We start from the raw sequence: 11,933 nt of genomic DNA, 5'->3' as shown, positions 1-11,933 counted from the left end.
CGCTCCTTCAGCGGCCAGCGGAGCAGCATGCCGTTCGGCGAAGCCGCCGCTGCGGCTGCCGCGGCCGCGGCCGGCGAGAGCGGCGGCGCCGGCGGTTCTCCGCCTTCGGCGCCCTCGCCCTGCTCCGCGCTCGGCGGCGCCGGCAGCTCTTCCAGCTTCACGCCGGTCCCCTCCGGGACCGTGCCAGGTTCCGCCTTCTCCAGCACAAAGTAAGCGCAGCCGAAGTTGCAGTATTCATTAATATAGTCGGCGAGGCACGAGATGAGCGACTCTCTCGGCGCCTTGGGCTGCTGTTCGCGGAAAAAACCGCGCAGCCGCAGTTGACTGTAGCCCCAGTCGCCGACCACGTAGTCGTAGCGTTCGAGCACTTCGCTGAACCGCTCCCGAAACGCCTCGGCATTCCATCCGTTCTTATGGTCGCGAACTAGCGTATACGCGTTTCCCCCGGCCCAATAAATCACGAAAGGCACTCCTCCCGAAGTCCATCCCTGGCTTCCCTTATTCCCGTTCAGACGCGCGAGCGGAGCCGCTGCCCCGTCTCTCGGGACCCGGCTGCGATTAAGCCCGGCCCGCTGCGGCGGCGCTCGTCGCGGCCGCCGATTTGACCTGCGAATGCGCATGGTAGGAGCTGCGCACCATCGGTCCGGACTCGACGTGCGAGAATCCGCGCGCGAGACCTTCCTGCTTCAGCTTCGCGAATTCGTCCGGATGGACGTAGCGCTCGACGGCCAGATGGGCGGGACTCGGCTGCAGATATTGGCCCAGCGTCAGAATGTCGCAATCGATGGCGCGCAGGTCGTCCATCGCCTGAACGATCTCTTCGTACGTCTCGCCGACGCCGAGCATAATGCTCGACTTGGTCGGGATGCCCGGCTGCATCTGCTTCGCCCGCTTCAGCAGCTCCAGCGAGCGGCGGTACTTCGCCTTGGCGCGCACGCGGTCGGACAAGCGCTCGACCGTCTCGATATTATGGTTGAGAATGTCCGGCTTGGCGTCCATGACGATGCGGAGCGACGCCTCGTCTCCTTGGAAGTCGGGAATGAGCACTTCGACGCTGCACAGCGGGAGCCGCTTGCGGATCGCCTTGATCGTCGCGGCGAAGATCGATGCGCCGCCGTCCTTCAGATCGTCGCGCGCGACGGACGTGACGACGCAGTGCTGCAGGTTCATCTGCTCGGCCGCTTCGGCCACGCGGTCCGGCTCCTGCAGGTCGAGCTCGGTCGGCAGGCCGGTCTTCACCGCGCAGAAGCGGCAGGCGCGGGTGCAGATGTCGCCAAGGATCATGAAGGTGGCCGTACGGTTGGCCCAGCATTCGTATATGTTCGGGCATCTCGCCTCTTCGCAGACGGTATGCAGCTTCTTCGAGCTCATCATTTGCTTGATTTCCTGGTAGTTGTCCCCGGTCGTCAGCTTAATGCGCAGCCAGTCGGGCTTGGGCGTCTTGGCGCCAGTCTTCATACGTATTCCCCCGCTTTCTGTCCTTCATTATAACATGAATCACATAAAAACCAATGATTTGCAAACCCTAGCCGTACGCGAAAAAGGAGAGGGAACGCATGCAAAAGCTACCATGGAACGCCCGCCGCCGAGGACGGCTGCTCCGACGGCTCGCCGCCGCGGCGGTGGCTTGCGCCGTTCTGCTAGACGCCACCGGCGCGACGGCCGCCGCCCGCCCGGCTCCCGCCAAGGAACCTGCCACCCCTTATACGGCGCGGCGCGAGTTGTACGACCGGATCAGCGACGCGACCGGTCTGGCCTGGTACGACCTGGCCGCCATCGACCAATACGAACGAACGCTGTCCCGCGCCCATCCGAAGACGCGGCCGCTGCGCGAGAACGCGGTCAGCGGCGTCTATATTCCGCCGGAGCAATGGGCGGGACCGCTGAATCCCGATGCGGACGATACGCATCCGCTGTCGATCCGCGTCTTCCAAGGCATCGGCCGGGACGGCTCCGGCGACGGCAAGGCGGACCGGACGAACGACGCCGACCTGCTCTACGCCGTCGCCCGCCGCGTGCTGACCCAAGGCAGCTCGCGCGAGGACTTCTCCATCGGCGTATGGGAATATTACCAGAACACCCGCGCCGTCCAGCGCATCCAGCAGTTCAGCAAGCTGTACGCGACCTTCGGCAAGCTCGACCTGGTTCAGCACGTCTTCCCGCTGCCGATCGGGACGGTCTACGCTTACCGCAGCACGTGGGGCAACCGCAGAGGATGGGGGGGCGCGCGCATCCACGAGGGCACGGACATCTTCGCGGGCCACGGGGTGCCCGTTCGCAGCACCTGCTTCGGCGTCGTGGAGATCAAGGGCTGGAACCGGTACGGCGGTTGGCGGATCGGCATCCGCGATCTGGACAACCTCTATCATTACTACGCGCATCTGTCCGGCTTCGAGAAAAAAATAAAGCCCGGGGACGTCGTCCGTCCGGGCCAGGTGATCGGTTGGGTAGGCAGCTCGGGCTACGGCAAGCCGGGTACGCAGGGCAAATTCCCGCCGCATCTGCACTATGGCGTATACCGGGACCGCGGCCTCGTCGAGTGGGCCTTCGATCCGTACCCGTTGCTGAGCCGGTGGGAACGGGACGAACTGAAGGCGCTCAAGGTACACAAGTAATCCGGCGAAAAGGAAGGGGTCCGGCCGCTTGGTTCGTTAAGCGCGGGGCTCCTTCTCTGCTTTTGCAGCGGTAGCCATCACTGCCTCGATCTCTTCGCGCCGCGGAATGGACGCCTGCGCTCCCTTTCGCGTCACCGTAATCGACGATGCCGCGGTCGCGAACGCAAGCGCCTCCGCCGGCGGCTTTCCTTCCGCAATAGCGGCCGCGAACGCTCCGATAAACGTGTCTCCCGCCGCCGTGGTGTCGACGGCGCGGACTTTTCTCGCCGGCGTAAAGAGCCCGTCCGCTCCCGCTTCGGCATAAAAAGAGCCTTTGCTGCCGAGCGTCACGAGCACGCCGCTCGCGCCCCGGGCGATCAGCTCCGCCGCCGCCCGCCGGGCATCGGCAGCGTCCGCGACCGGGATGCCGCTCAAGCCCTCGGCTTCCGTCTCGTTGACGACGAGCAGGTCGATGAGCGGGTACGCCTCCGCCGGAATCGGCCGTACCGGCGCCGGGTTGTAGATCACTTTCGCGCCGGCCTTCCTAGCCAGTCTCATCGCATGGACGTTCGCGACCCAAGGAATTTCGTTCTGCAAAATAATCGCGGAAGCTCCGGCAAGCCACTCTTCGCGAACGTCCTCCGGCGACACTTGACCGTTGCTCCCCTCGGACAGAATAATCTCATTCTCCCCGGCGTCCGACACCGTAATGAACGCAAGGCCGGACGTCCCGTCCTTGGCGAGCACGCCGTCGGTCCCGACGCCCCGCTCCCGCAGCGAGTCGAGCAGCGGCTGGGCGAACGAGTCCCGTCCGACCGCGCCGATCATCTCCACGCCGCCTCCCGCGAGCGAAGCCGCCACCGCCTGGTTGGCGCCTTTTCCGCCGGGCAGAAACTCCACGCCCCGCCCGTGTACGGTCTCCCCCGGCTTCGGAAATTCCGCGACGTGGTTGACCAGATCCATGTTAATGCTTCCAATGACGACGATTCGACTCATCTCGTTCGTTCCCCTCTTTGCGCGTTTTCCCTATCATCTCTTCTCCCGTCCATTCTGGCAAGCCGTCGGGCCAAAAAAGCGGATTTTTCCCCAAAAGGATGTCATTTCGCAGCCAAAAAAGAAAGCGGCGCCGCCGCGCCCGCTAAAAGAATACGGATTAGAGCCCCGGTCGGAAGCTCTGATAAAGCGCGGGCAGCGCTTCGTTTAACGCCCGTTCGTTCAACAAGGCATCCCCTCTGTCGTAGATCAGGAAGTTGGACGGCTCTTCGGTCAATTCGAACCGGAACGTTCCTCTGTCGGATACCTGTACCTTGCAGGCTCGCAAAGCATCCGGGAGCGTTTCGTCGGTCGGCATTACTTCATTTGCCGGGACAATGCGATACGCGCCGGACTGCCTCCGGACACAACGACGGCCGGATACTTGCAGCCACACAGCCGTCTCCCAAACATGGTGCGGCTGGCCGTACACGCTCTCGACCTCCCGGTCGGGAAGATTGGCTTCCAGTGCCGATAAAAAGTCCATCCGAACCATCCGAGCAAACGCAAATTCGAGATATCGGCGCAGTCTCGGCTCCATTTGCTTGATGAATTGCAGATCCTTGAGCAGCCAATAGCTGTTGTGAGGCCCGTAATCGAACGCGCCTTCGGCGGTGGCGCAGGGATAAAGGGCAATCGGCAAATCCGAACGCAACAGCCGGACGAAAGCATGCGAGTCCAAGTTCACGTTCCATTCCAAAAAGTCGGGAGAGCTCGATCCCGCCGCCAAGTGAATCCGCTCCACCTTGGCGTAGAACAGGTCCGGTTCGCGGTTGAAGGCGGCGGCGATCGTCCGGGCCGACCCAAACGACAGCAGATGAATTCTCTCTTCGCTTTGCCGCAGGGTATCCAGAAGAAGCCGGATGCCTTGCTGTTGGAACTGCGGGACGTCGGCAAGGGTATCGTCCGTCGACCGCATCGTCCGGAAAGGACCCGCGGCGAACGGCACATCTTTCCCGAACAAGCAGTTCAGTTGAAGCATCGGGATGAACCCGGGCTCTCTCGGCCCGTTGGCATCGCGAAAGCGCGGATCCTCATGATCCGCGAACGCATGGCGGTACCGGTCGGTCGCATCCAGCACAACCGCTCGCAAATCGATCTCGGGCAAGCCGTAAGGCATCAAAATGTCAAAATTGTCGCCGGGGTCCTGCGCCGGGTGATAAAGATCGGTTACGTCGATGACAGGAATTTTTTTCATGAACATCCGCCTTTTCTATTCGTTTGCCTATAAGAAACCGATCCAACAGTCGCTTGAAAAAAGGAAAGTCCCGCTAGGAGGGGACTTTCGGCAGCTTTCCTTCGATTTCCCAGACTTCGTAGGTCCATTCCGGTAATGACGCGCATTCGGCGCCCGCGCAGCTCGTCGTGAACATCACTTTGATCTTGCCGGTGTCGGGCAATTCTCCGCGAATGGTGCGGACGATTCCCGCATTGTGGTTCCGTTTGAACCCGGTCAAGCCGGCGTCGATCGTCCCTTCGGACCGCCAGGCGCCGCCTCCGCCCCGAACGTATGCGGCCGGGATGCTGACCACTTGTTCCGCTTCTGAAATATAATCGGGGTTGTCGGACGGATACGGCTGCATTTCCGTCACGGCGTAAAAGCGGTCCCGGGAACGGTCGTAAACGATATCCGCGTTATCTGCCACGTTTGGCAGCCCGCCGGTTCCCGTCAGCCCCTCGTTCGTCATTTCCAGCGGCTCGCCGACCGTATAACGGGCCATATCGCCCAAGTCGACTTCGACTTTCATCAAACTCAACGTGTTGGTGATGTCCTTTCGCATGTAGAACAGCATCATCTTCCCGTTGCCGTCGAGGCTAACGGCCGACTGCTGGCCGACGCCCCAGGACACGTCGTCTAGCGGGTACTTGACGATCGGTTCGGGATACTTCGTCCATGAATCCGCCGACAGGTCGTTCGCGAACGCGACGCCGATCTGATTGTTGCAACTGCAAGGCAAGTTGTTGCCGAGATAAAACATCGCGTACTCGTACGCAACGCCGTCATAATGGAATTTGCCCCCGACCACCGACGTATCGCAGACGTTTTGGCTGTCCCAGCTTCCCGGCTCGCCGTGCCGGAGCACCTCCTTGTTTTCCGCGATCTTCCCGTTCACCCGCTTCGCGTAAAAGACGCTGTCCCGGATGATTCCGTCCTCGGAATTATGGCACGTGTAAATGTGTTGGGCTGTTCCGTCTTCGATGGCCGTCGGCGCGTAAGCGTAGAAGTCGCCGGGCGGATCGACGGCTTCCCGCAAGCTGCTTGCGTCCCAACGGATGGAGGTAAACGTTTCGTCGCCGCAGGCGGCGAGCAAGACCGTAACGAGTAGAAGAAGTCCTTTGCATAAACGCATCATGGAGTGACTTCGATCCGATCGGCGCTTACGTAGACGTTGTCGGAATCCAAGTTGGCCGTTCCCGTCACGCGCACTTTGAGCGTATGGTTGCCCGAAGGCAGGGTAGGACTCGTATAAAGCAGCACGTTGTCTTTACGATAGTAGGAGCCGGAATAAAGGTCGACCATCGTCTCCGGGCCGCCGTCGACCGATATGGCGGCGATGCCGAAGAAACTTCCTCTGCTGCCGTATAACTGGAACCCCTGCCCGGCAAATATCATTGTGTAATAGGCGCCGGGCTCGCTAGACCAGTGTTCGTCTTCCCCGTAAGCGCTGATCTGCGTTCCGGCATGCCAGTTACCCGAGTAGTTGAATTGATTCGTCCCCGTGCCGACCGTGCCGTCGTTGACGACGACGGCCGGATCGTTCGACAGGCTGCCATCGACGGACCATACGTCGTACGTCCATTCGGGAATGGAAGTGCATTCGGCACCGGCGCAGCTTTTGGTGAACAGGGCGCGAATGCTCGTAAACGAAGGAAGCCCGCCCCAAATCGTGCGGGCGATTCCCGCATTGTGGTTCCGCTTCGAGCCGGTCAAGCCTGCGTCAATCTTTCCCTCGTACCTCCAGGTGCCGCCGCCGTTCCAAATATGGATGGCCGGGATGCTCACGATCTGTTCGGCAACGGAAATATAAGACGGGTTGTCGGTCGGATACGGCTGCATCTCCGTAATGGCATAGAAGCGGTCCCGGGAACTGTCGTAGACGATGTCGATATTGTCCAGGTTGTTGGGAGACCCGTCGATGCCGACGAGCCCATTGTTCGACAATTGCATGGGGCTGCTTATCGTGTAGCTGGACATGTCGTGCAGGTTCGCATCCACCCTCATCAGCTTCACCGCGTTCGTGCTGTCCTTCAGCGTATAGAACAGCAGCACCCTTCCATTGCCGTCCACGCTCGTGGCCGACTGCTGGCCGACGCCCCAGGACACGCCGTCCAGCGGATACGTGACGATCGGGCCGGGATACTTCGTCCATGAATCCGCCGACAGATCGTTCGAGAACGCGACGCCGATCTGGTTGTTGCAACTGCAAGGCAAGTTATTGCCAAGATAAAACATCGCGTAATCGTACGTGATGCCGTTATAAAGGAACTTGCCTCCGACCACCGCCGTATCGCAGACGTTCTGGCTGTCCCAGCTTCCCGGTTCGCCGTGCCGGAGCACTTCTTTGGTTTGCGTTATGCTTCCGTTCACCCGCTGCGTATAGTAGACGCTGTCACGAATGATTCCGTCCTCGGAATTATGGCATGTGTAAATATGCTCTGTTCCCCCGTCTTCGATGACTGTAGGCGCATAAGCATAGAAGTTGCCGGACGGATCCACAACGGCCTGCAAGGTCCCCTCGTTCCAGCTGATCGCCGCGGTCGCCAACCCGTTAAAGGAAAATAAAAACGCCAACGCGGAAAGAAGGCCGAGCTTCGACATCCATTTGACCACACGCTTTCCCTCCCATGAGAATCGGATCGAAACGACCGCCGTCACTTGTCCAGCATCAAATCTTCCAGAAGCTCCGCCAGCGTCGCATCCGGCATCTTTCGCATCAAATAATCGTGGCTGCCGCCTTCGCCGGATTGCCATCCGTTGCTGCCGTCAGTCCGAACTTTCGCCTTGCCCGCGGCCGAGCGTTCCCAATAATCGGACGCGCCCCGGACGGCGCAAAGCACGGTCGCCTGATCCCAGCTGGGACGATCCGGCTCGCCCTGCAAATACAGCTCGTAAGCCTTCCGGACGGGGTGGTCTACAGGCGCATCCCGCTTGAATCTCGCCCCTGTCAGCAAGCTGTCGCCGATTTCCGCGCCGCAGAACGTAATGGGCGTGGGCCAACGGTCTGCGACGCAACGCGCCGAAGCCGGGTCCATCTCGAAATTCCATTCCATTCCTTCGGGAAACCTCCCGCCCATCGCCACAAGCCGCCGGACTTTCCGGGCAACCAACGCCGTGCCGTCCAGCTCGCTCCAGCGGTCCGGCGCGGATTCCAGTAACAGCCGCAAATTGCGCAGAGGGCCGATCGCCGCGATGACGACGCTTTCGTCTTTCTGTCCGGCCAGCAGGCGCCGGTATTCGGCGACGGCGTCGGGAGCCTCTTCGCGGCAATACCTGTTCGGATACCGCCGGGCGATTGCCTCATTGTAATTGCTACGCGAATGCGTCTCGAGAAATCCCGGCTGCTTTAGCGTTCCGACCGGGATGTCTCCTCTGCCGTAGTACGCGTTGATCGCGTCGATGCAGCCCGCTCCCCAAGGGCTGGAAGTGCAATGCATGACGCCTAAAATGTCCGCTTCCCCTCGCCGCTCCAGCGCATGCAGCGCCGCGAGCGCTCCCGTATCGTCGCAGTCGGGCCCGATGTCCGTGTCCAGCACGATTGGGACGGGACCGTTTTGCTTTTTTTCCAACGGCTTTCTCCCCTCGTCTTCCGAAGCCGGCTCTTCGCGTCCGGCCGCTATTCTTTAACCGATCCCAACATGATCCCGTGAATGAAGAAGCGCTGCAAAAACGGATAAACGATCAGCACCGGCAGCATTGTCACGAAAATTTTGGCCGCGTTCAACGTGCGGTCGGACAGCTCGCTCAAGCTCTTGAGCTGGTCGGCAGTCAAGTTTTGCGTGTTGACTTGAACGACCAACTGCTGAATGTACGTTTGCAGCGGATATTTGGCCGGGTCGCTGATCAGGATGAGGCCGTCGAAGTAGGCGTTCCAATGCCCGACGATGGAGAACAGCGTCACCGTCGCGAGCACGGGCGTCGCCAGCGGAACGTAGACCTTGGACAGCAAGTACCACGGCCCCGCCCCGTCCATCATCCCCGCCTCCTCCAGCTCCTTGGGCAAGTTCCGGAAGAAATTGACGACCAGGATCACGTTGAACACTGGGACGGCGCCGGGCAGCACCAACGCCCAGATCGAATTGAGCAGCCCGTACGCCTTGATCGTCAAATACCATGGAATGAGGCCGCCGCTGAACAGCATCGTAAAAATGACGAACCACATGTAGACGTTCCGCCCGCGAAAACGGCCCGGCTCCTTCGACAACGGGTACGCCGTCAACACAGTCAGCAAAAAGCTGAGGCCGGCCCCGATCGCCACCCGCTTGACGGACACGCCGAACGCGGTGAAAAACGCCGGATCGTTCAAGATCGCCTGGTACGATTTGAGCGTAAACCCGACCGGCCAAAACTTGACGATCCCGGAGGCGGCGGCGGTGCTCGAGCTGAACGATACGGCGACCATGTACCAGATCGGGTACAGGGACAGCAGCGCCGTCCCGGTGAGGACGAGGAATATCCCCCCGTCCGCCAGCCGTCCGGACCAAGATTTCGAATGAATCATGCGTTCGCCCCCTTAGAAAATCCGGTAATTGGCGAACTTGGACGCCAGAAAGTAAGATGCGAGGATTAGCACGAACCCGACCGCCGACTTCATCAATCCGACCGCCGTCGCGAAACCGTACTGCGCGTCGAGCAGCCCGCTGCGGTACACGTACGTGTCGATAATGTCGCCCGATTCGAACACGAGCGGGTTATACAGCACGAAGATTTGGTCGAAGCCCGCGTTCAGCACGTTCCCGAGGCTAAGCGTGGCTAGCAGGATGACGACCGGCGTCAACCCCGGAAGCGTCACGTGCCGCAGCCGCCTCAGGCGGCCGGCCCCGTCCAAAGCCGCCGCTTCGTACAGGGCGGGACCGATTCCCGTCAGCGCCGCCAGGAAGACGATCGTGTTGAAGCCGAACTCCTTCCACACCTCGCTGGCGACGACGATGAACGGGAACCAGCGGTTGCTGGCGAAGAACATGATCGGCTCGACGTGAAAGACCCCTAAAATCTGGTTGACCAATCCTCTGTAGCTGAGAATGTCCCACAGAATGCCCGCGAGAATGATCCAGGACAGAAAGTGCGGCAAGTAGACGACCGTCTGAATGACCCGCTTGTAAAACCGCAGCCTGAGCTCGTTCAGCAAGACGGCGAAGACAAGCGAGACGACCAGATTCGAGACGATCTTCATGACCGCGATAAAAACGGTATTGTAAAAAATTTGCTTGCCGTCATGAATCTGAAACAAGTAGCGCAAGTTGTCCAGCCCAACCCAGGTCGAATGGAAAATGCCTTTGCTCGGCACGTAATGCTCGAACGCCATCGCGATTCCGAACATCGGGACGACGGAGAAGAGCAGTAAGACCAAGAGGCCCGGCCCAAGCATGAGATGGTAGCTTAGCTGATCCCCCTTGCTTCTCATTTAATAGCCTCGTTCACTTCCGCGGTAATTTGGTCGCCGCCCAGCCTCTTCCAGTCCTTCACGAACTGATCGAACGAATCGAGCGGAGCCGCGCCCATAATGATTTTGTTGATCGTCTCCTGCTGCAGCTTGCCCAGCGTCGCGCCCTTCGTCGTCATCGTCTCCGTCTCGCCGTAATATAGGCTCGGAACTTTGTTGAACGATCGCAGCAATTGGCCCGCTCCTTCGACGTAAGAGAACGCCTCGCTCCAGCCCCCGATATCGGCAGTCGGATTGTCTTTCGTTTTCAAGTAGTTGTCGTACACCCGCTTCTGCACGGAGGTCAGCTTGTCGACGGGCAATTTGCCGTCCAGCGCCTCATGCACTTTTTCCGAATCCTTCTCGATGCTGTCGGGGTAGGCGATCGGCGCGCGCAGCGGCTCGTTCACCCAGTCGACTTTGAGGTCCATATGGGCGTCCGGATCGAGCCCCAGCTCGTTTTGCGTCTGCACGTTGACCATCTTCATGATCGCTTCCGGGTGCTCGATGCCTTTCCGGACGACGTAGAACATATTGGCAGGAGACTGAACGTGCGTATTGAACTGGCCGTCCTTGTCGAGCGGCAGCAAGTAAGCTTTCCATTTCGCCTGCGGATTTTTGTTCATCGCTTCGTTCAGCGGCGTGAAGCCCATCCACCACGGTCCGAAAAAGACGCCGGTACTGCCGTTGATAATCGGTTCGAACGGGTCTTTGCGCAGCGCGAACTCCTTGTCGATGAGTCCCGCGGCGTACATCTCCCGCATCTTGCCCAGCGCTTCCTTCGTTTCGGGCTGAATGAGCCCGCTGGCCGCTTTGCCTTCGCTGTCGCGCACCCAGTTGTTCGGGTAGGAGTGGTAAACGGCGAACAGCGGATTGAGCGTCGGGAAGCTGTTCGTCATTCCGTAAAGGTTGCCGGCCGGGAGCCCGATCGGGTTCTGAGCCTTGTCCGGATTGGTCTTGATGAACTGGCCGATGACGTTCTCCAGCTCGTCGACCGTGCGGGGCGGCTGCAAGCCCAATTGGTCGAGCCAGTCCTGGCGAATCCACATCATGTACATGGAATCGGCCAGCCCCTGGGAAGCCGGAATCGCCATCACCCGTCCGTTGAACGTCGCCGCCTTCAGCGCCGCGTCGTTGCCGGCCGTGTAGATGTCCTTGATTAGCGGAGAGGCGTAATCGTTGATCGTATCGGTCATATCCTGCAGCAAGTTCGCTTCCACCAGCTTCCGCAGATCGGAATAGGAGTACACGACCATCGCGTCTGGCAAGTCCCCGCTGGCGATCGCCACGCTCACTTTCTGGGAGTAGGCGTCCCCGCCCGCCTGCCAGGCCGCCTTGATCTTGACGTTCAGCTTGTCTTCCAAATAGCGGGTAAACTGATTGTTCGTCGGCGTGTCTCCCGCCGGCAGCGTCTTGTCCGTCAAGTTCAGGAATTTTCCTACCGACACCTCCAGCGGCTGCTCGTATTTGCCGAACGGATCGTGCGCCTCGGCCGCCGCCGTCCCGCTCGCTCCGGCGCTTGCGATGGAGCCCGCGCTCGGCTCCGCGCCTTTGCCCCCGTTCGAGCAGGCGACAAGGCCCGCCATCGAGATCGCGATTCCTACCGTCAATGCTGTTCGTCCAAACCATCTTGCCATGAGTCCACCCGTCCCCTTCGCTTTGTATA

11 protein-coding genes are annotated in these 11,933 nt (G+C 60.4%); 1 reads left to right on the top strand and 10 read right to left on the bottom strand.

The features are described 5' to 3' along the window. The coding region (locus tag H7C19_RS17755; protein ID WP_376775379.1) for a YutD family protein at positions 1-461 on the bottom strand (461 nt) is incomplete at its 3' end. Positions 462-558: 97 nt separating this feature from the next. Further along, on the bottom strand, positions 559-1,458 hold the full coding sequence (gene lipA / locus H7C19_RS17750) for a lipoyl synthase (RefSeq protein WP_185144011.1): 900 nt from the start codon (positions 1,456-1,458) through the stop codon (positions 559-561). 98 nt (positions 1,459-1,556) lie between these two features. On the opposite strand from lipA, the gene H7C19_RS17745 reads away from it, so the two are divergent. Continuing rightward, entirely contained in the window at positions 1,557-2,615 is a 1,059-nt protein-coding gene (locus H7C19_RS17745) for a M23 family metallopeptidase (protein WP_185144010.1), read from the top strand. Positions 2,616-2,651: 36 nt separating this feature from the next. On the opposite strand, the gene rbsK is transcribed toward H7C19_RS17745, so the two are convergent. From rbsK to H7C19_RS17705, 8 genes are all read right to left on the bottom strand, one after another. Next, positions 2,652-3,590 carry a ribokinase gene (gene rbsK, locus H7C19_RS17740; RefSeq protein ID WP_185144009.1) on the bottom strand — a complete coding sequence of 313 codons (939 nt, stop codon included), beginning with the start codon at positions 3,588-3,590 and terminating at the stop codon, positions 2,652-2,654. Positions 3,591-3,747: 157 nt separating this feature from the next. After that, entirely contained in the window at positions 3,748-4,824 is a 1,077-nt protein-coding gene (locus H7C19_RS17735; protein WP_185144008.1) for a hypothetical protein, read from the bottom strand. Between the two features lie 73 nt (positions 4,825-4,897). Then, positions 4,898-5,977, bottom strand: coding sequence for a glycoside hydrolase family protein (locus H7C19_RS17730; protein ID WP_185144007.1), 1,080 nt, complete (start codon positions 5,975-5,977; stop codon positions 4,898-4,900). Further along, complete coding sequence (locus H7C19_RS17725) at positions 5,977-7,458, bottom strand: glycoside hydrolase family protein (protein WP_185144006.1); 1,482 nt, start codon at positions 7,456-7,458, stop codon at positions 5,977-5,979. Before H7C19_RS17725 ends, H7C19_RS17730 begins: the two co-directional genes overlap by 1 nt. A gap of 41 nt (positions 7,459-7,499) precedes the next feature. After that, positions 7,500-8,414: a nucleoside hydrolase gene (locus tag H7C19_RS17720; RefSeq protein ID WP_185144005.1), complete on the bottom strand. Its 915-nt coding sequence runs from the start codon at positions 8,412-8,414 to the stop codon at positions 7,500-7,502. A 47-nt stretch (positions 8,415-8,461) separates the two neighbouring features. Continuing rightward, a complete protein-coding gene (locus H7C19_RS17715) occupies positions 8,462-9,346 on the bottom strand; it encodes a carbohydrate ABC transporter permease (RefSeq protein WP_185144004.1) in 885 nt (294 codons plus the stop codon). Between the two features lie 12 nt (positions 9,347-9,358). Next, entirely contained in the window at positions 9,359-10,249 is an 891-nt protein-coding gene (locus H7C19_RS17710; protein ID WP_185144003.1) for an ABC transporter permease, read from the bottom strand. Beyond that, complete coding sequence (locus H7C19_RS17705; RefSeq protein ID WP_185144002.1) at positions 10,246-11,904, bottom strand: extracellular solute-binding protein; 1,659 nt, start codon at positions 11,902-11,904, stop codon at positions 10,246-10,248. The genes H7C19_RS17710 and H7C19_RS17705 overlap by 4 nt, the downstream gene beginning before the upstream one ends. Positions 11,905-11,933: the final 29 nt, after the last annotated feature.

This window comes from Cohnella nanjingensis, assembly GCF_014212125.1.
Taxonomy (GTDB): domain Bacteria; phylum Bacillota; class Bacilli; order Paenibacillales; family Paenibacillaceae; genus Cohnella; species Cohnella nanjingensis.
Note: the sequence above shows the minus strand (reverse complement) of the source record. Positions and strands in the feature narration are given on the sequence as shown.